The following is a 20,736-nucleotide window of genomic DNA, read 5'->3' on the forward strand; positions in this document are numbered from 1 at the left end:
GCCCGGACCCGGGACGCCGGGCCAGGATTTTTACGGAACTATATTGTTCTTGAGCTCGCCGATCATCTGATTAGCAGCATCTTCGGCAGAAAGGCGGCCGAAGAGGTACTGAGCGGTATAACGACGGAAGATATCGCGGAACGTGCCGTAGCCTGCAGGCGGAAGCGGAACAGAAATGGCTTCTGTACTTAACGTGCCGATGAAATTGGCGGCAACCGCATCGGTGGGCGAAAGATTGCTGGCAATCGCGTCGCGGACATCGCTGTTCGGCGGCGTTCCACGCACGATCAGCAGGGCCTTGCCCGCGTCAACGTCGTTGACGATGAAGTCGAGTAGCGCCTGGGCTTCCGCAGGATGGGCGGAGCGCGACGAAACCGACCAATACTGCGCTACGCCAATCGACATCTGATGGGCGCCGGCTTTGCCGGTCATGCTTGGCAGACGCAAGAGTGTAAGATCTTCGCCCGATGCCTTGGCAAGAGCGGTGAATTGGGCTGAGGCCCAAAAACCCATGGCCGCGGTATTGGTCGCAGAGGGTGTCTGCTCGATCGGGAGTGCGGTGACTTCCGATGAGGTTTCAGCGCCGTACGAACCGCCTTCCTGGATGATTTTCTTGGTCAGTTCAAGGTAGGGGATAACGTCTTCAGGCTCGATCAGGATATTGCCCTGAGCGTCATACACCTGGGAGCCATTCTGACGAAGATAGGCTTCGAAAGAGGTAAGATCGGTTCCGAGAGCTTGAGTGCCAACGACGCCCGACGCACTGCCTTTCGAGATGGCCTTGGATGTGGCCGCAAAGTCATCCCACGTCCATGTCGCATCGTCCGGAAGTGGCACGTTGGCAGCCTTGAAAAGGCTCTTATTGGCGACGATTGCCGTTGCCGACAGGCCTGAGGCCACGGCCAATTGCTTGCCGTCAATATTGGCGGCCTGCGTCGTAGCAGGATCCAGCTTGGCCAGATCGACCGCATCGAGATCGAGCAGAGCGCCGCCAGATGCGAGCTGCGACACATATTCGACCGGCAGCTGGATCACGTCGGGTGCATCATTTGCCGCGATCTGAGTGGAAAGCTTGTCCATATAGCCGTCGAATGGCAAAGCTTCAGCCTGAACATGGATATCCGGGTGGCGTTCTTCGAACTGCTTAATCGCCTGAAGCGTCGCACTTGTGCGGCCCTCCGATCCCCACCACACCAAGCGCAGGGTCACCTTGTCCTGCGCGAACGCATCTGTGGCGAGCAGCGGCATACAGGACACTCCAGCCAGGAATAAACTCGTCAAAAATTTGGACATCATTCTCCTCCTCAAACAAATTGGCGGCACTTCACGAACTACTGTCTTGGAAGGGCGAAAACACCACCGACCGCACGATTGGCCGGCTCGTCGATATTGATCTCCGCTTCCGGAGCGATGGCGGCATAGGCCCGGGCCGACACCCGTGGCTTCCAGCTGAGGCCGGAATCAGGCTCGTTGACGAAGAATGGATTGGGGGTTCCGAGAGGGCATAAACGGTACGGAAGCCAAGGTTCGGCATATCAAGTCGGCCGTCCACACCGCGCGCTAGGTCGTCCCGATCGCAAAAATTGCGAGTGCCTCTCCGCGACTTGGGCGGAAAAGCCGTACAGATGCGAACGACAAGACACTCCAGTCCATAGCGCCCGTAGCAATACCGGTGACAGCTCTCGCCAAAGATCTTGGAGACCGCGTACATCGTATCAGGCCGGACCGAGGCACCGAGGCGAATGGGTGAATCGGCCCTCGGATAGAATCCCATGACATGGCAGGAAGAAGCGCAAATCACCCGCCGAACACCGTGCTTGCGCGCGCTTTCAGAAATAGTGCGCGTACCCCCGATGTTTACGGACTGGATGAGGTCCCGGCTCTTCTCGCTCGAGATTGCTCCAAAGCGCACAATTTCGTCGACGCCGTCGACAAGTCTGTCCACGCTCTCGGCACTGAAGAGATCGACTTCCACAACATCGTGCCGGTCGGCGGCTGGACGAATATCGGTCTCCATGACGCGACAGCCAGCACCCTCCATATGTGCGCGCAGGTGGCTGCCTAAGACGCCGCTTGCGCCCGTCAGTAGCATTGTTGTCATCGGCGCCTCCTCCCCGAGGGCGGCCTATGAATGGCAATTGCCGGCGCCATTGTCAACAATATATATTACTACTTTTAAATAAATCGTACTTCTTTCTGATTTATCGAGCAGTGAGTTCTTGCATTACCCACTTGAGGTGTCCGCTTGGTCCCCCCTATCCAAGCGCGGAAATCCCAGGAATTGCTGCCTGTAATCGTGATAGAAGTCGGCGCTTATAGAGCCTCCATCCCGGAGCCTACGCCGATCCGCTGCGGCGGCTTTTGTCCCATGGGGCTGCCCGGCGGATCGATTGCGACGTGCTTCAGGCCCAGTTGAGCCAGTTGTCGGCGGTAGCGGTCCCCAAGGCGCTCTATATCCCTGCCGCCGAGTTGTGGTCCTACACACATCATTCGCCCAAAGTTATGTGAATTCTCTAATGTTGTATGACTAATTTACCGATGCTACAAGGGCAATCACACCTGTTCAGATCCATCGGATATCCAGCTTGCCGGTGTGACCTCGAAGAGATGGGTGAAGATGCAGGATACGGCACGGAACGATGACTGATACGATCGGGGATGGAATGATCAGTCTGACAATTTGCGATCGGGCGACAAACTGTCTGCGTTTGGACGGTAGGCTTTCCGTTGTCCGGGAAGCGATTGCAGGCGTTCGGGCAGAGAGCAGGCTTGGTAGCGGAATGCCGGAAGACCTGGAGTTTCAAACGAGCGTCGAGATCGAGGCTGCAGGTCTCGCTGCCAAGCGCCGCGCCATCGTGGGCGCCATAGCGAACCGGCAGCCCAGGATCGCCCGCGCCCGCATGCATGCCTATCTCGATAATGGCCGTCATCGCTACCGCAACTGGAACCTAGAACATAACGTGACGGTAACCTATGAGTAATCCGGAGGCTGCTTTTGTCGTTGCGGAGCGTTTTGGAGCAGCCGAAAGCCCGACCTGGGATGCGGCAACCGGAGAGTTGTTCTGGTGCGATATTCCGGCAGGCACGATACACAGCTTGGTTATTGAAAGCGGTCAGCGAAAAAGGTGGTCATTCGGCGAGCCCGTCGCCAGCTTTGGGCTGGCGGATTCTGGACGCTTAGTGGTTGCTCTTTCAAGCAGCATAGTCTTTTTCAATCTCGAAACCGGAAAACGCGAACTCATCGCAACAATACGACTGCCAGCCGGAGTGAGTAGGCTCAACGACGGCAAGGTCGGCCCGGATGGCGCGTTCTACGTTGGCAGCATGGATCGGTCGGCGACAACGCCACAGGGCGCACTTTATCGGGTCGACGAGAGCGGCCGGACAGACATTCTCACCTCGGGCTTTTCGGCCTCCAATGGCCTTGCTTGGACGGGTGACGGACAGACAATGTTTCATTCAGACTCGCAGGGAGAGATGTTCGTTGATCGATGGGACTTCTGTCCTCAGTCCGGTGCGATTTCAAACAGACGCCGGCTGCGGGCGCATGACCTGGCCAACGGGCGAGCAGACGGCGGCGCTTTCGACACAGCCAGTGTCTACTGGTCCGCGGCTCCGTCCTGCAGTCGTCTCAACTGCATCGCCCTAGATGGCACCCTGCTGCGCTGGGTGGAGCTCCCCATCTCCAAGCCAGCCATGCCGTGTTTCGGTGGGGCGGACATGTGCACCGTCTATGTTACCAGCCTGGACTCTGGGCTATCTGGAACGGGCAAGGACGGGATCGTCAGTTTCAGGTCCGCTGTTCCGGGCCTGTTGCCCTATATTTTCGGAAGGCGCTCGGCCAAGTGATAGAGCGCCGGGTGGCCATGCCTCGCCTTGGCGACCACGCCTCAGGCATGACACGCGGCAGTTGGTTGTTGTAACTGCACGCCCCAAGAAGTATGAACAATTTGAATTTTGAGAGGTGTCAAATTCCATGAATCCGCCCGTACCGGCCCGCCTTACTGATCAGGTGAAGGCCGGAATCGTGAAGATGATAGAAGAGCGGGGTCTTGCTGCTAACGACAAGTTGCCGACCGCAGAACAGCTTTGCACAATGTTCGGCGTTAGCCGCACAGTAATCCGTGAAGCGGTCGCCAGCCTGACCGCGGAAGGGTTGCTATGGTCTCGCCGTGGCAGCGGCGTGTTTGTAAGATTGGCCGAACGGCCGCGGATCAGCTCACTTTGCATGCAGGAGCCTGAGGACGCAGGCGCCGTTCTTGAGATGATGGAACTGCGAATGTGTGTAGAAACCGAAGCTGCGGCCCTCGCGGCCGAGCGGCGAACAGAAACACATCTGCTGCGCATGGAGGCCGCGTTGAGGTCCGCAGGAAATGATCCGCTCACAGTCTCCGGCGGCAGCAATACGGATCGAATTTTCCACCGGGAGATCGCCATAGCCACGGGAAACAGCCGTTTCCTCATGTTCCTCGACGATCTTGGTTATCTGCTCATTCCGCGCCATGTGCTAGATACGTCGGTCGAGAGCGAAGACGACCGCCGTAAATTTTTGGCTGAGGTCCATGCCGAGCACTATGGGATCTATGAGGCCATCACATCGCGAAATCCTGCCGAGGCACGAGCGGCCATGAGAACACATCTTGAGAAGGGCCGCAAACGTTACCGCGAATGGAGCCTGATGCAAAACATCGGCACTTCAAACTCAGTTCCCTAGTTGTGAGGACAGGAAGATCTGGGTTGCAGCGGTTCATTGTTTAATCAGGTCCAGTCCTGAACCAGTGGGTCGTGTGGGCATGCGGATCGATGATAGGCAGTTCACGCGCCCCTTCGTAAAGTGCGTGCGCCAAGCACGGCGACTGCTCTTCGGTGGAAACCAGCCGATCATCATCCAGCAGTTTCATCGCAATCTTCTCATCGAACTTTGCAAGCGTTTGGGAAAATCGGTCAGACATCAACCATGTCAGCGACTTCGACCGGCAGGCCCGCCTGGAACGAGCGGTTGGCGGCAAGGCCGGTCAGGATCGACATGGCGCCGTCACGAAAATCTGCGGTGAACACGCTGCCCGAGTTCGAGCCGCCAAAAATATCCGCGGCATACGCTTGTCGCCACCGCCGTGTCCGCCCTCCTCCATCAACCGGTAAGACACGCGGTTCCCGTAATGTTACGATGGCAGGCCGCCAGCTACGAACATGTTGCTTTGATCGTCGAAATGCACGGTTTGTGCGGCATTGCTTGAACTGAAATCGAGGATCAATGGTGGCTGAGCAGCGATTTGAGACGAGCTTTGCGCCTTACGTGCGCCTGCTGCGTAGTTTGGAAGGACCTGACTGGGAATGACCAGCCCAGCTTCGGCACCGCTCAGCAAGGTCAGCATTATCGCATTCCCGATCTCAAAGCTTCCCAGCCCGTAAGGCAATATGGAGGCTGCACTGAGAATTGCAGGAGCTTGCTGGGCTCCATTAATGCTGAATACCCTGGCCAAACCGGAGACTATTGTGCTTTGTGAGGAATTTGAAAGTTGAACGGTATCCGGCAGATTGTTCGTTCCAGACTGGCTAATCATACTACCATTAAAATCAAATGTTTGGCCAGGAAGGGCAGTGGCCTGAGAATTGATCTTAAGCACCGTGTAAGGCTGCAAGAGATAGGATGACGAATAGACCAGCTGGGTATCTGACCAACCGACCTGCAGGTTGTTCGCTGCAGACATCAGTAACGTAACAATCTGGTAGTCCGAGGAAGGTTGAGGCTTCAGGAGTGCCACAGACATCTTGGCGCTCGATATCGTTTCAAGCCCTGCATTGTCTATTTGGATATCTAAAGCGTAACCGCTCATGGCTGTTATCCGGAACAAAAAATGAGATTCATGCTGACAGTACAGGTCCTGTATTTGCCCGGAAGAACAAACTGCTCCTCCAGGCAAACATATCGCAAAGCAGCGTAGCGCTACCAGCTTAGAGTCAAATTATCAGGACCAGGGTTAGGCGTCGTATTCGTAATCGAAACGCTTTGACCGTTGATCGCATAATTATCAACGACGCCGACAGCTGCGACATGCGCGACGGCCGCACCTCCATTAATCGAAATGGTGTAAGGCGTGGCAACGCCAACAATGTGAAGGGTGCCTGCAACGACGTTGGCCCCCAGATTGGCCGTAAGTCCACGACCCAGAGTTTGAACTGGCATGATGCTTCCTTTCTTGATCATAACCATCAGATCTTTGATCTGCGTTGTCCTAGGAATGCTCGTATGCGAGAGATCAGCTTGGTATCAGCTCAAGATGAACTGGTTCTGCTGATCGTTGTACGTGATGCTGGCTTTGGGGCTTGTGGTATACTGCACGGTCAGAGCGTTGCCGGCGACCTGCGAGATAACGATACCGTTGTTGGAGTAGCTCGATGTGTATACCTGGATGGTTTCAATCGGCGTAAACAACGCCGTTTGATTAAATAGAACGCCTGCGGCACATATAGGCGCCAGAACCGTACTGCCGTTAACGCTGGCGCCTTGCACCAGTCCGGCTGTGACCATCGCTGTTCCGCTGATGGTAAGGTTGGGATCGTTATTGATGACCTGATACTGGGTTGGACCAACAACTCCGGGATTGCCCGTGTCGAAATACCCTGCGGTGTTCAGCGTGTAGCTGCTGCCCGCGATCGCAGAAGCCTGCGAACTGGTGACAATGACCGCGCCGGACTGCGCATTGGTTGTCGAAGAATAAACAGAGTACTGTTCCGTCCAGGTAATAATGTTGGTCATCTGCGGCGTGAACGAAATCCAGGCAGTGGGTTTGCCACCGCTGGATTGCTTAACGATCGTTACGCTCTGGCCTGCAGCGTTTAGTGCATTGAGACCAGCCTGATCGAACGCGATGTCTAATTCGTAACTTGGCATTGTATCGCTCCTCTAGAAAGGCCCTTCATCAAAAGCAGATTAGGGCAATGTTGACAGAGTGAGGCTCACGTTCCATCCAGACGGTAGTCCATGCTTTATTCAACGGCATGGCGATTTCTCTATCAGGAAACAACCTCAAGTTAAATTTAGCGGGAACAGGATTTTATTCTTTTGCGCCAGTCACATTAAGTTTTGCGCGTCCCAGCCTGCGATAGCGCAGTGGCGTCATGCCGAAATGCCGGAGGAAGGCTGTTGCAAAGTTGGCGGGCAGTTCATAACCAAATCGCTCTGCAATTACATTTATTGGAGAGTCTGTAATCCTCAACTGGCGTGCGGCACCCTCCAGGCGCATCTTTCGCTGCCACGCCATAGGTGGCAGGCCCATCTCGCGATTGAACAACGCGTTCAACGTGTTGTGATTGGTGTTGAACAGCCGCACCAATGCAGCAACTGAAATGTCGCGCGCTATGTTTTCGATTAAATGGGCGCAGCATCGTTCCACCAACGCCACAGGGGAGTACCGGAAGTGTGAATCGCTGAGCGACAACGACCTGCATTGTCCCAACAGACGCGTATATAATTCCGGCGCCAAAACTGGCCAGCTTAAAAAATCTGCAAATCCACTCGTGAAAACAGCGTCCCGATTGAACCGCTCAGGTTCGATAAGCGCAATGTTTGCATGAGCAATGCTATTTTCCTGAAAAAAGACACCGCTAATATCCGGTAGGCTGCGCCGGCAATCATGAATGACGATCCGGTTATCTACATCCTGGGTGACTGGGCCTGCATCTACAATATCCAGCTTATTTGGACTAAAGATTATATGTCGCAAGGTGCCGTCGAGACCCAAATCCTCTGATTGGATCATAAGCTGAAACGTTTGCAAGCCGCGGTGGGTCGTTGTGCGAAAAAAAGCGATATGACGAATAGCGCCCTTCGACATCGATTGGATTTCTCAACTCAGTTTGCGAGGAAACAACCTGAAGTTAAGTTATTTAGTTGACTACCAGTATGCTTTTGCAATTTTCAGTCAGATTTTTGCCTGTTTCATTGGCGCTTTTACGTAAACTCGTTAACGAAATCCATTTCTTGGAGTTCGGAGATGACAGCCCTCAAAAGCGTTGCCGCGGCGCAGGCAAGGCAGCGGCAACGCTGTCCACACTGCTGTCCTTGATCTATAGCCTCGCGTTCAATGCAAGGGCGGTCTACTCGCCAAACGGAAGTCCAATATCTTCGCGGTTTTCTTCGCGCCGTCGATTAGGACTGTTTTGAACCGGTCTGCATCTGGCGCCGGCAGCATCCCCGCCGTGGCTCGGATAGCTTCTTGCCAAGCAAGCTCGCGCTCCCATGCTTCGTTGTAGACGAGAGCCAAGTCGGCGGATGGCCCTGTCTGCGGCAGTGCCTCAAAAAGCAGCGCGGCTTGGCGAATGTTCTTCTCGCGCTTCGCTGGCCCCTGCCCGTCAATGTGGCGGCGGCCCTGTAAAGACCGTTAATCGTTTCGGCGAACGCGTTGTCATAACTGTCGCCGACGCTTCCGGCAGACGGCTCGATGCCCGCCTCCGCCAGCCGTTCAAAATAGCGCATGGACACATATTGCGAGCCGCGGTCGGAATGATGAACCAACCCGCCACGATGGACGGGCCGCCGATCATGCAAGTGCCTGGTCGAAGACATCGAGCACGGAACCCGCATGAGCAGTCCGGCTTAGTTGCTTCTCCGATTTTACTTACATGGCGACTTGGTAGGGCTTCATCCATGTGCCCTTCGTCATCGATGCCTTTGCACACCATATCATCGGTTGGCGGGCAAAGCAGCTCAGCGAGCCGGTATTGAAGCCAGAAGGGGTCATCGAAAATTGTACCGGGGAAAGAAACCGAGCTTTGACCGGAATACGCTCCAGCGGGTCGTGCAAATGCTGGCAACCGGATTGACTAGGCAGACGGTTCTTAGAACCAAAGCATACCAACCCCGGGCGGAAAATGCTCTGATCAGATGGGGTCTATGAAACGCTTCGGTTATGGCAACGGGCGAAAAACGACCATAACTAATTGATGGCGCTGATATATGGCGGAGAGGGTGGGATTCGAACCCACGATACCCTTGCAGGTATGCCGCATTTCGAGTGCGGTGCATTCGACCACTCTGCCACCTCTCCGCATGCGCGAACGCTTGCGTTGCGCGCTCCTCTTAAACATCAATGGCCGGGCTGACAAGGGGAATTTCGTGTTTGTGTCACAAATTATTCGTCACGGATGAGGTCCGGGAAGCGCTTGCGCATTTCGCTGTTTCGCCGGTGATTTTCGACGTGGCGCGCCCCGGTATTTTCCATGCCCGCCACATTCGGCAGGGCGTCACGGCTCTTGATGGCGGCTGAGAATTTCCAGAATTTTTTTATCCTGTTCGCGATCCGGCAGAAGGGCCGGCTGACGGCTGGCGCCGACGGAGGGATCTTGAAGGTAAAGCGAGCGCTTGACCATGGCGGGCGCAAAACCGAGGGCATAGAGGTCGGTGCGGAAGGCCGTATAGATCGCCTGCTGGCGTTCGGCCTCGGCGATATCGCCGGCGTTGAAAGCATTGAGAATGCCGGCGAGCACATTCGGCATTGCATTGCCGAGGCCGGAAATGCAACCGGCCGCACCATTCTGCAACGACCAGAGAACGAGGTGATCGGGACCTGAATAGACCTCGAAACCGGGCACGTCCCTTGCAACCTGAAGATAGGCTTCAAGCGTCTGCTGCGCGCCGCCGGAATCCTTGATGCCGGCAATATTGCCGTGGACTGCCAGTTTCTGTGCGGTTTGCGGTTCTATGTGGTTCTGGGTGCGGGCGGGAATGTCATAGAGATAGATCGGCGTTTCGACGGCATCGGCCACCGTCGAGAAATGCCGGATCAGCCCATCCTGCGTACAGGCGATGAAGAAGGGGGTGATGACGGCGATGCCGTCGACGCCGATACGGTCGAAGGCCTTGGCAAGTTGCAGGGTTTCAAACGTGGCGGGCATGCCGGCATTGACGATCACCCTGGCGCGGCCGGCCACCTCGTCCACCACCTCTTCCGTCAGCCGGATTTTTTCCGCATGCGTCAGCGCGGTGAAATCGCCATTGGTGCCGGCGCACATGATATTGTTGCCGGCCGCCACCTGGCGGCGAACCTGCGCACGCGTCGCCGCGTAATTGATGGTTTCGTCCTCGTTGAAACAGGTGACGAGCGCGACGAAAGCTTGTTTGCTCATGAAAGAACTCCACTTGAATTTCCGATGCCATGGCCGGCGGCGGCGGCGTGATGCCGGGATTGCATATCGGGGTCCGGATCGAGGCTCGCCGAAAGAAGCGCGCGGGTATAGGCCTCGCGCGGCGTTTCGAAGACCTGGCGGACCGTGCCGAATTCCACCACCTCTCCCCGCCGCATGACCATGACATGATCGGCAAAGTCGCGCACCACCGGCAGGTCATGGGCGATGAAGATGAAGGACAGGCCCATGTCGCGGCGCAGCCTGTCGAGAAGCGCGATGACCTGCGCCTGAACCGAAACATCGAGCGCCGAGACCGCCTCGTCGCAGATGATGAGCTTCGGCTCCAGCGCCAATGCGCGGGCAATGGCGATGCGCTGCCGCTGGCCGCCGGAAAACTGATGCGGATAACGGCGCATATGTTCCGGCGAGAGGCCAACCTGCTGCAGCAGCTCACCAACCCGTTCGCGCCATTTCGCTTTCGGCACTATGTCGGGATGAATCACCCAGGCCTCGGAAATCAGCTGGAACACCGTCATGCGCGGATTGAGCGACTGGGTGGGGTCCTGAAACACCATCTGCAGATCGCGCCTCAGAGCAAACAATTCCGCTGGCGGCAGCCTGAACAGATCCTGCCCTTTCCAGACGGCGCTGCCCGTATCCGGCTCGTCGAGCCGCAGCAGAATGCGCGCGAGCGTCGATTTGCCGGAGCCGCTCTCGCCGACGACAGCAATCGTCTCGCCGGCCATCAGATCGAAGGAGACGCCCTTCAACGCTTCGAACGCGCCGTAACGCTTGCGCACGTCGCGCACGCTGAGCAGCGGTTCGCCCGTCGCTTGCGGCTCGTGCATGTCGCCCTTGCCGGGGGCGGCGCTGATGAGCTTGCGCGTATAGGGATGCTGGGGGTTGCGGTAAACCGCGCTGACCGTGCCGGCCTCCACCAGGACGCCCTTTTCCATCACCACCACCCGGTCGGCAATTTCGGCGACAACGCCGAGATCATGGGTGATGATGAGCACGGCCATGCCGGTTTCCCGCTGCAATTCCTTGAGCAGCGAAAGCACCTCGGCCTGCACCGTCACGTCCAGCGCGGTTGTGGGTTCATCGGCGATCAGAAGATCGGGCCGCAGCGCCAGCGCCATGGCGATCATCACACGCTGGCGCTGGCCGCCGGAAAATTCATGCGGATATTTCGAAAGCGCCCGGTCGGGATCGGGAATGCCGACACGGGCGATAAGCCGCCTTGCTTCCGCTTCGGCCTCAATCTTGCCCATGCCATGGGTCGTCATGGCCTCGCGGATTTGCCAGCCGACGGTATAAACGGGATTGAGATGGCTAAGCGGATCCTGGAAGATCATGGCGATCCGCCGCCCGTTGATCTCGCGGCGCGCCTCGGCAGGCATGGTGAGGAGATCCTTGCCGTCCAGCAGGATGCGGCCGCCGCTGATGCGGCCGGGCGGCATGTCGATGAGGTTCATGATGGCCGAGGAGGATACCGACTTTCCCGAACCGCTTTCGCCGAGGATCGCCAGCGTTTCACCGCGGTCGATATGATAGGAAACATCCTTCACCGCATGCACGACACCACTTGCGGTATGGAACTCCACGGAAAGATTGCGCACGTCGAGAAGATGGTCAGCCATGCTTGCGGCCCTTCATTTCCAGCCGCCAGCGTTGCACGGGGTCGAGCGCGATGCGCAGCCAGTTGGACAGCAGGTTCAGCGACAGGGTGGTGAGAATGATGGCAAGCCCCGGCCAGAAGGACAGCCACCAGGCATTGGTGAGATATTGCCGCCCCTGCGAAATCATCAGGCCCCAGGTGATTTCCGGCGGCTGAATGCCGATGCCGAGGAAGGACAGCGCGCTTTCCGCCAGCATCACATAGGCGAAATCAAGCGTGGCGAGCGTCGTCAATGTCGGCAGCACGACGGGCAGGATATGGCGGAACAGGATGCGCTTGCCCGATGCGCCCATCACCCTTGCCGCCTGCACGAACATGCGTTCGCGCACCTCCAGCACCTCCGCCCTCGTGGTGCGGATATAAACCGGGATGCGCGTGATAGCGAGCACCAGCATCAGGTTTAGGATGGAGGAACCGAGCAGATAAAGCACGATGACCGCGATCAGCAGCGACGGAAAGGACATGATCACATCCGCAAGCCGCATGATGATCTGGCCGACGCGGTTGGACGAAAAACCAGCGATCAGGCCGAGTACGGTGCCGGTGACGGCGGAGAGGAGAACGGCGCCGGCGGCGATCATCATCGTGTTCTGCGTGGCGGCGACGATACGTGCCAGAAGCGAACGTCCGAGCGCATCCGCCCCCAGCCAGAAATACCATTGGCGCTGAAAGTCGAACGGGGCAAGGTTGCGCCCGCGCAGGTTCTGCTTGGTGGCCAGATCGCCGAGCCAGGCCGGGCCGACAAAGGCGAGCACGACAATGACGACGAGGAAGATCGCGGCACAGAGCGCGAATTTATCCGCCGACAACATGCGCAGCATGCGCGTTGCGAAGGACGGTTCATCGATGATCTGGGTATCGGCGTTCAAAAGGCTCACGGATCACCTCCCTCAGTGCCGGATACGCGGATCGAGCAGCGCATAGGCAATGTCGATCAGAAGGTTCATCAGGAAGATGGCCAGCGCGGTGACGAGAATGGCGGCCAGCACGACGTTGAAGTCGCGCTGAAGAATGGAATCGATCATCAGCTTGCCGACACCGGGAAACCCGAAGATGGTTTCGACGATGACAGCTCCGTTGAGAAGGCTCGCCGCCTGGTCGCCGATGACGGTGATGACCGGCAGCATGGCATTGCGCAGGGCATGGACGAAGATGATCGGTCCCGACTTCACCCCCTTGGCACGCGCCGTCTTGACATAGGCCGACGACAAGGCGCCGATCATCGAACCGCGCACCACCTGCACGATGATGCCGAAGGGGCGCACGAACAGCACCGAGATCGGCAAGATCCAGTGCAGCACCGAGCCCGTGCCTGACGTGGGCAGCCAGGCGAGATTGACGGAAAAGACGACGATCGCCACGATGGCCAGCCAGAAATCCGGAACAGACGCGCCGATCAGCGAAATGGTCGAGGCCATGCGATCGAAAAAACCGCCGGAGCGGAAAGCCGCAAGCGAACCGACGACAATGGCCGCCGTCGTGACCAGCGACATGGTGATGACCGCAAGCCAGAGTGTCCAGACAAAAGCCTCCAGCACCACATCCAGCGCCGGGCGGGCTTTTCTGAGCGATTCCCCCAGATCCCCCGTCATCACGTCACCCGCATAACGCAGGAACTGCACCATCAGGGGATCGTTCAGGCCATGCAGCGCGCGAAACTGCTGTTTCAGCTCCTCCGAGGCTTCCACCGGCAGGAACAATGCGGCCGGGTCCCCCGTCAGGCGGGACAGGAAGAAAACCATCACGATGAGGCCGATCAGGGAGATCAGGCTCGCAACGGAACGTTTTCGGATGAAGCTCAGCATGGTTGCCTCCGTTTTTTCAACGCGGGCGGCGACGCTTTCGCCCCGCCGCCGCTCTCTGGCAGATTAAGACATCCGCTTATTTGATGCCGATTTCCGAAAGCTGCAGCATCGAATTCGTGGCGATGGTGGGCTTGAAATCCAGCCGCTCGGAGACGCGGGAGAAGCCAACCATGTGGAACAGCAGCACATCCGCCACCACATCATCATGCAGGTAGGCGATGAGCTCCGACCAGAGCTTGGCGCGCTCGTCACCCACCGCCGCGGAGGCGCGTTCGATCAGGTCATCCACCTTGGGATCCGAGAAACCGGACTGGGTGCCCTTGGTGGCGTATTTGAAGAACATGGTGAAGGACGGATCGCCCTTGGAATTGTCATGCATGGCGGCAACGATCTGCGGACCGCGACCTTCCTTGAAGGGTTTGGAATAATAGCTTTCGTGTTCGGCCACTTCCACGAATTTCAGGTCGATCTTGAAGCCGACATCCTGCAATTGCTGCTGGATCGCCTCCATGATCTCGGTGACATTGGGGAAATTCGCGGTGCGCGCAATGATGGTGATCGGCGTATCCACTTTCACGCCGGCAGCCTTGGCTTCCTCCAGGAGCTTCTTCGCGCCTTCGGGATCATAAGGGAAGACCTTCACATCCGGGTTCCAGCCGAGTGTCGTCGGCGGCACCAGCGCCGTGGCCAGCACCGCGCCTTCCGGAACCAGCGTGCCGAGGAAAGCCTGCCTGTCGATGGCAAGGTTGAGCGCGCGGCGCACCCTGACGTCGTTCAACGGCGCTATATTGTGATCGAGACGCATATAGACCGTCTCACTGTCGAGATAGGAAAAATCGGTCTTCGGATTGGTGGCGTCGAGCTGGGAAATCGAGGGCGAAAGATCGGCCTCGCCCGTCTGCACCATGGCGGCGCGAACCGAAGGATCGGCGCGGAAAAGATAGGTCGCTTCCGTGACCTGCGGCTTCTTGCCCCAATAGTCGTCGCGCGCGGTCAGCACGATCTGCTGGCCGGGGGTCCAGTTGGTCAGCTTGTAAGGCCCGGTACCGACCGGCTCGCGGATGAATTCCATCCTGGTTTCTTCCGGAACGATGGTAACGAGCGACATCAGGAGCGGCAAGATGGGCTGGGCCGGCTCCGTCTTGAAATCGATCGTATAATCGTCGACGACTGAAGGCGTCACCGTCATGCCGCCGAAATAACGGCGGGACTCGCAGGCATTCTTGTCGCTCATGATGCGTTCGAAGCTGTGCTTCACGTCCCTGGCGTCGAAACCCGTACCGTCGGAGAATTTCACGCCCTGGCGCAGATGAAAACGCCAGCTGCCGTCGGCATTCTGCTCCCATTTTTCGGCAAGGCGCGGCTGAACGCCGTTCTTGCCGCGCACGTCAAGCTCGGTCAGCGTCTCGCTGACATTTTCCATGATGATGCGGCCGATATTGGAGCGGGTGGCCATGCAGGGTTCAAGCAGGTCCGCCTCTTCCGCCAACACGATCTTGATCGGCCCCGACGCCGCAAGCGCCGGCGAAAACGCGGCGCTGAGGGAACCCAAAACAAGGGCGCCCGCAATCAATGACTTCTTCATTCCGTTCTCCTCCCAGATCAGAAATTCAGCAACATGGCGGCGTACCGCAAGGGGTATCCTGAAAAGCCCCGTCTCCTGCCTTGAGGAGCATGGCGTGCGGATGATCGTCTCCTCCACCCGTAAACAAAGCATCGGCGTTATCTCATTTTTTGTCAATTTATTTTTCATTGGCATTTTTTATTCGTGGCAAATTGATAATTTTTATCATTTTAAAACAAAGATTTAAATTCATAAATCTAAAAAATACGACGCTCTTTTTATATCAAATAAACTTGACAACTTTTTGAATATGTCATTTTCATCAGAACAAGAGGAGACCACGATGACCCCTGATGACATCGCTCACGCCATGACCGGAGCCATGCACCCCGCATCGGAAAAGCGGCAGGAAGCCTTCCTTCCGTCGCCGATGATCCAGAACCATGCGAGCTTCCTGCATCGTCTCGATGACGGCACGCTGCTCTGCGCCTGGTTCGGCGGCACGTTGGAAGGCAAGTCGGATATTTCGATCTTCGCATCCGTACTGACGCCGGGCGCCGACTACTGGGGAGCCCCGCAGCGCCTCAGCAACGACCCTGCCCATTCCGAACAGAACCCGGTGCTCTTCACCGCGCCGGATGGCGCACTATGGCTGTTTCATACCTCCCAGCCTTCAGGCAATCAGGATGAATGCCGCATCCGCATGGCCCGCATTCACCGCGACGCGGCGGAAGCGGAAAAACTCTCATCCGAGGAAGGGCGCTTCCTTGATCTTCCGAAGGGCTGCTTCATCCGCGCGCCGCTTTGCATCCGCGATGACGGCGCCTGGCTCCTGCCGATCTTTCGCTGCATCCAGCGCCCCGGCCAGAAATGGAACGGCAGCCACGACACGGCAGCGCTCGGCATATCGAAAGACAATGGCGTGACGTGGCAGTTGCAGGAATTGCCGGAATCGACCGGTTGCGTGCATATGAGCCCGGTCATGGGGATGAATGGAGATTACGCCGCCTTCTTCCGCCGTCGTCAGGCCGATTTCGTCTATCGCACGCAGAGCATCGATGGCGGCCGCTCGTGGTCGGAGCCGCAGCCGACAGACGTGCCGAACAACAACTCCTCGATCGCCGTCATCAGGCTCGCTGACGGCCGTCTCGCAATGATTTGCAACCCCGTCAGCGCCGCACAATCAAGCGACCGGCGCGCCTCGCTATATGACGAGCTTGGCGAGGATGACGGCAGGCCGGATGCCGATCCGAGCGGTGGATGCATACCCGTCTGGGGCGTGCCGCGCGCACCGGTCTCCATCTGCCTCTCCGACGACGACGGGCGCAGCTTTCCAACGCGGATCCTGATCGAGGATGGGCCTGGAACCTGCCTGTCGAACGATTCCACCGATGGCCGCAATCTGGAAATGTCCTATCCGTGGCTTCTCGAAGCGCCGGACGGCACGCTACATGCAAGCTATACCTATCATCGCCGTGCCATCAAATATGTCCGGCTGGCGCCCGGCTGGGCAGAGGTCAAGGACGAGGGAAAAAGATGAGTAATATCATTGGTATCACCATGGGAGACCCCTGCGGGGTAGGCCCGGAAATCACCGTGAGGGCGCTTGCTGAAATGTCCGCCTCCGATCGGGCCGCAACGCGGATTTACGGCAATCTCCCGACGCTTGAGGCGGCGCGGGAGGCGCTCGGCATCGACATGGACCTTGCTCCCCACGTGGTTGATCTGCCCGTGGAAGGCGCGCCGCTGCCTTGGGGCACGCTGTCGCCGGTCGCAGGCGACGCCGCCTTTCGTTTCATCGAAAGGTCTGTGCGCGATGCCGAGGCGGGGCAGATCGGCTGCATCGTCACCGCGCCGATCAACAAGGAGGCCCTCAACCTTGCGGGCCATCATTATGACGGCCACACCGGCATGCTGCGCAGCCTGACCGGCTCTTCCGCCGCCTATATGCTGCTCGCCTCGGAGCGGCTGAAGGTCATTCACGTTTCGACCCATGTTTCCCTGCAGGACGCTATCCGTCGGGCAACGACGGAGCGCGTGCTGGCGACCATCCGTGCCGGCAACGCCCATCTGAAGCGCATCGGTTACGAACGGCCACGGATCGCAGTCGCGGGCATCAATCCGCATTGTGGTGAAAACGGTCTTTTCGGCACCGAGGATGACGATCAGATCGCGCCGGCCGTTGCGGCTGCCAGGGCCGAAGGCATCGAGGTCCATGGTCCGATTTCAGCCGATACCGTGTTCCACAGGGCCTATTCGGGCGCTTTCGATCTCGTCGTCGCGCAATATCATGATCAGGGCCATATCCCGATCAAGCTCGTCGCCTTCGATACCGCCGTCAATGTTTCGGTCGACCTGCCGATAGACCGCACTTCCGTCGATCACGGCACGGCTTTCGACATTGCCGGCAAGGGCATCGCCAATCACGGCAACATGAATGCGGCCATCGCCTATGCGCGCAAGCTCGTCGCGGGCAAGGACCGAAAGGGATAAGCACCATGTCCACAGCTCCCATTCTCATCCATCAGCCGCGCAGGCTCGCCGTTGGCGCGGGCACCGTCGCGCAGGTCGGCGCCTTTGCCGGTAAAAGCGCATCGGCCCTGGTGATCGCCACGCCGCTGACGGCGAAATTCGTCGACCGTCTGCAATTACAGGGTCCATTCACGGTTTTCGACGCCATTCCCGGCGAGCCGGATACCGCAACGCTCAATGCAGCATTGACGGCGGCACGCGCCGCCGGACCGGACCTCGTCATCGGTCTTGGCGGCGGTTCGGTGATGGATGTGGCGAAGCTGGTCGCCGCATTGTGGAATTCAGATCAGACGCTTGCCGATGTGGCCGGACCGAACAGGGTCGCAGCGCGCAACACCCGGCTTGTGCAGATCGCCACCACTGCCGGCACCGGTTCGGAAGCCGGTATCCGCTCGCTCATTACCGACCCCGTCAAGGGCAACAAGATCGCGGTCGAAAGCCCTTGCCTGATCGCGGATTTCGCCGTGCTCGATCCCGAACTCACCTATTCCGTACCGGCCGCAGTAACGGCGGCCACCGGGGTGGATGCAATGGCCCATTGCGTGGAAGCCTTCACCAACCGCAAGGCCCATCCGATGATCGACGGTTTCGCCCGCATGGGCTTTGCACTGGTCGGCAAATATCTGGCGCGTGCCGTTCGCGATGGCGCGGATACGGAAGCCCGCGAAGGCATGATGCTTGCTTCCTATTATGGCGGCATCTGCCTCGGCCCGGTCAACACGGCCGCCGGCCATGCCATCGCCTATCCGCTCGGCACGCTTCTCAACCTGCCGCACGGGCTGGCGAACGCCATCGTGTTTCCGCATGTTCTCGCCTTCAACCAGCCCGCGGTTTCGGCAAAGACAGCGGAAGTGGCAGGAGCGCTCGGGCTTCGTGAGCATCTTTCGCCCGATGATCTGCGCAAGGCCGCGGCGGATTTCTGCGCCGGGCTCGGCATTGAAATGTCGCTTGCACGGCATGGCGCGACTGAAGCCGATCTTCCCCGCTATGCCGAAGACGCACATGCCATCCGTCGGCTGATGGATAACAACCCCGTCGACATGAGCGTCGAAGACGTGCTCGGCATTTACCGACACGCCTTCTGAGCAAAATCGGTTGCGCGGACACACGCACCGGCGCTTGGCCACGCCTTAATCCGTATGCGACGACTCGAAAAGGCGGTCGCGCGATCCCGTCAGATGCTGGAGCATCAGCTGACGGGCTGCCTCCGCATCGCCATCGGCAATCGCTTTTGCAATGGCCTCATGTTCGGCGAATACACGGGCGAGGCCGGAAGCCTCGCGTTTCACCGACATGCCGTGGAATTTCATGCCCATCGCGATATGATCTTTCAGAGCCTCCATCGCGGTGGAGAAATAACTGTTTCGCGCCGCGCGCGCGATGGCGAGATGGAACTGGTAGTCGGCATCCTCGCGGTGCGACTGGCGATTGGTGGCATCCCGCATCAATTCCAGCGCCTTCTTGATCGCCGCAAGCCTCTCGCCGTCATGCCGCAATGCCGCAGCCGCAGCGGCGGCCGGTTCCAGCGTCAGCCGGAATTCGTAACAGTTCAGAAGGTCGGCGACATTTTCCAGCTGGCCGAAACCGAGGGGTTCACGCAGGCCGAAGGCGCGCACATAGCTGCCGGACCCCCTGCGGGAATAAATGAACCCCTGTTCGCGCAGCCGCCGCAGCGCTTCGCGCACGACCGGCCTCGACACTTCGAACTCCATGGCAAGTTCGTGTTCGGTCGGCAGTCTTTCGTCCGGCTTGTAGGCGCCGGATTTGATCGCCCGGTGCATTCTCTCGAAAATAATGTCCGGTAGTGCCTTGCGCGCCGTTTCCTTCATCAGCCCCATCTGGTCAGCTCTCTCCAGCACCATTTTCGCCAAGCATCATTTTTGCAATGCGTTTCAACGTGTCAGCTTGCCCAAAACCGCCGGATTTCGCAATGATACATTGGTTGCCGGACCAGCCGACGCCCAGACCCGGCAGGCATTCACCGGCAAGACGCAGGCGCGAAATGCCCATTGCCCGCAGCACGGCCTCGGCCGTCGCTCCGCCCGACAAAAGCAGCCGGCCGCAACCGGCCGTCAAGGACGGCACGACGCTTTCCGCCAGGCGGTCGGAAACCGCAAGCGGGGACAGGTCCCGCATCCCCTGCGTCGCCTGAACCAGCGTCAGGCCGCAACCATCCTCGGCGTGACGGGGCATGATACCGTTAGGTGCCTCGATGATCGAAACAAGCCCGCCGATCTTGAGGACGTCAATCTGCTCCAGCGTGATCGGATCCCGGGAGCCGATGACGAAAAGCCCCTTGCCGGGAGGAATGGCCGCCGCCTCGGCAACAATCTGCGCCGTCATCGTTTCGGCCAGGGCTTCCGCAAGCCCGCGTGCCCCGACCAGAAGATCAACCCCTTCCGCCTGTGCCGCAACCAGAGCCTCCCTGATATCACCCTGCACACGCGTATCAGGGATCGTGCAGCGGCTGGCGTGACCACCCAGCGTCGCATCAATCGGAATGGCGGTTTCGACCCCGAAACCGGAGACTTCTCCCGCCATGACGATACGCCCAAAATCCGGAATCGCGGGGGCGACAAGCGCGTGCCGGTAGGAAATTGCATCCATTTCTGCTGCGATCTGCCCTTTCAGGCGGGAATCGATCTTCTTGAACAAGACCGTGCCGGCTGGAACCAGCGCCAAAAGCTCCCGGGTATGACGGCGGGCCTCTTCTGCCTCACCATCGCGGCAACCGAGATTGACACTGAGAACGGCAGGCGCATCCGCCAGCGCCGCCCGCACGCCACCAGGTCCGATTGCAACCTCGGTGACCAGCCCGCGCCCGGCAAAGGGGGCGGCCGCATCGAGCGCACCGGTCAAGTCATCGGCAAAAATCAACAGCACGGGGCACGGCCTTCAAAAAGTTGTAATGTTTTACCTCGATAAACTTATTTATAATCAATAGATAAATAGATGTGAATAACAAAAATTACATGCGCGATACAAAGGTGCATCGCAACCGGATACGACCCGTCGGGCGGACAAAAGAA

19 protein-coding genes, 1 tRNA gene and 3 pseudogenes are annotated in these 20,736 nt (G+C 58.4%); 6 read left to right on the top strand and 17 right to left on the bottom strand.

The annotated features are described in order from the left end of the window. Positions 1–30 precede the first annotated feature (30 nt). Together ACI2KA_RS18450 and ACI2KA_RS18455 are read right to left on the bottom strand one after the other, a co-directional pair. Positions 31–1,293, bottom strand: a complete 1,263-nt coding sequence (locus tag ACI2KA_RS18450) for an ABC transporter substrate-binding protein (RefSeq protein WP_404503906.1) — start codon at positions 1,291–1,293, stop codon at positions 31–33. Between the two features lie 370 nt (positions 1,294–1,663). Then, positions 1,664–2,101 (bottom strand): annotated as a pseudogene (locus ACI2KA_RS18455) (NAD-dependent epimerase/dehydratase family protein); the annotation flags it as partial. 679 nt (positions 2,102–2,780) lie between these two features. On the opposite strand from ACI2KA_RS18455, the gene ACI2KA_RS18460 reads away from it, so the two are divergent. The 3 genes from ACI2KA_RS18460 to ACI2KA_RS18470 all read left to right on the top strand — a co-directional run bounded on the left by ACI2KA_RS18460 (position 2,781) and on the right by ACI2KA_RS18470 (position 4,714). Beyond that, positions 2,781–2,981, top strand: a complete 201-nt coding sequence (locus ACI2KA_RS18460; RefSeq protein ID WP_404503907.1) for a hypothetical protein — start codon at positions 2,781–2,783, stop codon at positions 2,979–2,981. Further along, positions 2,974–3,849 carry an SMP-30/gluconolactonase/LRE family protein gene (locus ACI2KA_RS18465; protein ID WP_404503908.1) on the top strand — a complete coding sequence of 292 codons (876 nt, stop codon included), beginning with the start codon at positions 2,974–2,976 and terminating at the stop codon, positions 3,847–3,849. Before ACI2KA_RS18460 ends, ACI2KA_RS18465 begins: the two co-directional genes overlap by 8 nt. Positions 3,850–3,976: 127 nt before the next feature. After that, positions 3,977–4,714, top strand: coding sequence for a FadR/GntR family transcriptional regulator (locus ACI2KA_RS18470; protein WP_404503909.1), 738 nt, complete (start codon positions 3,977–3,979; stop codon positions 4,712–4,714). Positions 4,715–4,754: 40 nt separating this feature from the next. Here the strand turns inward: ACI2KA_RS18470 and ACI2KA_RS18475 are convergent, their stop codons facing one another. The 13 genes and pseudogenes from ACI2KA_RS18475 to ACI2KA_RS18535 form a co-directional block, all read right to left on the bottom strand. Beyond that, complete coding sequence (locus ACI2KA_RS18475; protein WP_404503910.1) at positions 4,755–4,901, bottom strand: hypothetical protein; 147 nt, start codon at positions 4,899–4,901, stop codon at positions 4,755–4,757. Positions 4,902–5,162: 261 nt separating this feature from the next. Further along, on the bottom strand, positions 5,163–5,837 hold the full coding sequence (locus ACI2KA_RS18480) for a hypothetical protein (protein WP_404503911.1): 675 nt from the start codon (positions 5,835–5,837) through the stop codon (positions 5,163–5,165). Positions 5,838–5,947: 110 nt separating this feature from the next. Beyond that, positions 5,948–6,214 (bottom strand): hypothetical protein, encoded by a 267-nt coding sequence (locus ACI2KA_RS18485; RefSeq protein ID WP_404503912.1) that lies wholly within the window; start codon positions 6,212–6,214, stop codon positions 5,948–5,950. A gap of 57 nt (positions 6,215–6,271) precedes the next feature. After that, on the bottom strand, positions 6,272–6,895 hold the full coding sequence (locus tag ACI2KA_RS18490) for a hypothetical protein (protein ID WP_404503913.1): 624 nt from the start codon (positions 6,893–6,895) through the stop codon (positions 6,272–6,274). 163 nt (positions 6,896–7,058) lie between these two features. Then, the gene (locus ACI2KA_RS18495) at positions 7,059–7,838 is read right to left on the bottom strand and encodes a helix-turn-helix domain-containing protein (RefSeq protein ID WP_404503914.1); all 780 of its coding nucleotides are present in this window, start codon (positions 7,836–7,838) and stop codon (positions 7,059–7,061) included. A gap of 262 nt (positions 7,839–8,100) precedes the next feature. After that, positions 8,101–8,369 (bottom strand): annotated as a pseudogene (locus tag ACI2KA_RS18500) (hypothetical protein); the annotation flags it as partial. After that, a pseudogene (locus tag ACI2KA_RS18505) lies at positions 8,369–8,600 on the bottom strand (DDE-type integrase/transposase/recombinase); the annotation flags it as partial. The pseudogenes ACI2KA_RS18500 and ACI2KA_RS18505, both read right to left, overlap by 1 nt. 360 nt (positions 8,601–8,960) lie before the next feature. After that, positions 8,961–9,050, bottom strand: a tRNA-Ser gene (locus tag ACI2KA_RS18510). A 196-nt stretch (positions 9,051–9,246) separates the two neighbouring features. Beyond that, on the bottom strand, positions 9,247–10,128 hold the full coding sequence (locus ACI2KA_RS18515; RefSeq protein WP_404503915.1) for a dihydrodipicolinate synthase family protein: 882 nt from the start codon (positions 10,126–10,128) through the stop codon (positions 9,247–9,249). Continuing rightward, on the bottom strand, positions 10,125–11,768 hold the full coding sequence (locus ACI2KA_RS18520) for an ABC transporter ATP-binding protein (RefSeq protein WP_404503916.1): 1,644 nt from the start codon (positions 11,766–11,768) through the stop codon (positions 10,125–10,127). Before ACI2KA_RS18520 ends, ACI2KA_RS18515 begins: the two co-directional genes overlap by 4 nt. After that, entirely contained in the window at positions 11,761–12,684 is a 924-nt protein-coding gene (locus tag ACI2KA_RS18525) for an ABC transporter permease (protein WP_404503917.1), read from the bottom strand. Before ACI2KA_RS18525 ends, ACI2KA_RS18520 begins: the two co-directional genes overlap by 8 nt. A 12-nt stretch (positions 12,685–12,696) precedes the next feature. Beyond that, positions 12,697–13,611 (bottom strand): ABC transporter permease, encoded by a 915-nt coding sequence (locus tag ACI2KA_RS18530; RefSeq protein WP_404503918.1) that lies wholly within the window; start codon positions 13,609–13,611, stop codon positions 12,697–12,699. A gap of 76 nt (positions 13,612–13,687) precedes the next feature. Next, the gene (locus ACI2KA_RS18535; protein WP_404503919.1) at positions 13,688–15,196 is read right to left on the bottom strand and encodes an ABC transporter substrate-binding protein; all 1,509 of its coding nucleotides are present in this window, start codon (positions 15,194–15,196) and stop codon (positions 13,688–13,690) included. Positions 15,197–15,518: 322 nt separating this feature from the next. Between ACI2KA_RS18535 and ACI2KA_RS18540 the strand changes: the two genes are divergently transcribed. The 3 genes from ACI2KA_RS18540 to ACI2KA_RS18550 are packed head-to-tail and all read left to right on the top strand — an operon-like array spanning position 15,519 to position 18,792. Beyond that, positions 15,519–16,715 (top strand): exo-alpha-sialidase, encoded by a 1,197-nt coding sequence (locus tag ACI2KA_RS18540; RefSeq protein ID WP_404503920.1) that lies wholly within the window; start codon positions 15,519–15,521, stop codon positions 16,713–16,715. Further along, positions 16,712–17,668 carry a 4-hydroxythreonine-4-phosphate dehydrogenase PdxA gene (pdxA, locus tag ACI2KA_RS18545; protein WP_404503921.1) on the top strand — a complete coding sequence of 319 codons (957 nt, stop codon included), beginning with the start codon at positions 16,712–16,714 and terminating at the stop codon, positions 17,666–17,668. Before ACI2KA_RS18540 ends, pdxA begins: the two co-directional genes overlap by 4 nt. Positions 17,669–17,673: 5 nt before the next feature. Beyond that, positions 17,674–18,792 carry an iron-containing alcohol dehydrogenase gene (locus ACI2KA_RS18550; protein WP_404503922.1) on the top strand — a complete coding sequence of 373 codons (1,119 nt, stop codon included), beginning with the start codon at positions 17,674–17,676 and terminating at the stop codon, positions 18,790–18,792. Positions 18,793–18,837: 45 nt separating this feature from the next. Here the strand turns inward: ACI2KA_RS18550 and ACI2KA_RS18555 are convergent, their stop codons facing one another. Further along, a complete protein-coding gene (locus ACI2KA_RS18555) occupies positions 18,838–19,545 on the bottom strand; it encodes a FadR/GntR family transcriptional regulator (protein WP_404503992.1) in 708 nt (235 codons plus the stop codon). Between the two features lie 4 nt (positions 19,546–19,549). Continuing rightward, positions 19,550–20,590, bottom strand: coding sequence for a four-carbon acid sugar kinase family protein (locus tag ACI2KA_RS18560; RefSeq protein ID WP_404503923.1), 1,041 nt, complete (start codon positions 20,588–20,590; stop codon positions 19,550–19,552). Positions 20,591–20,736 lie beyond the last annotated feature (146 nt).

Source organism: Agrobacterium sp. NPDC089420, from assembly GCF_044900305.1.
Lineage (GTDB): Bacteria > Pseudomonadota > Alphaproteobacteria > Rhizobiales > Rhizobiaceae > Agrobacterium.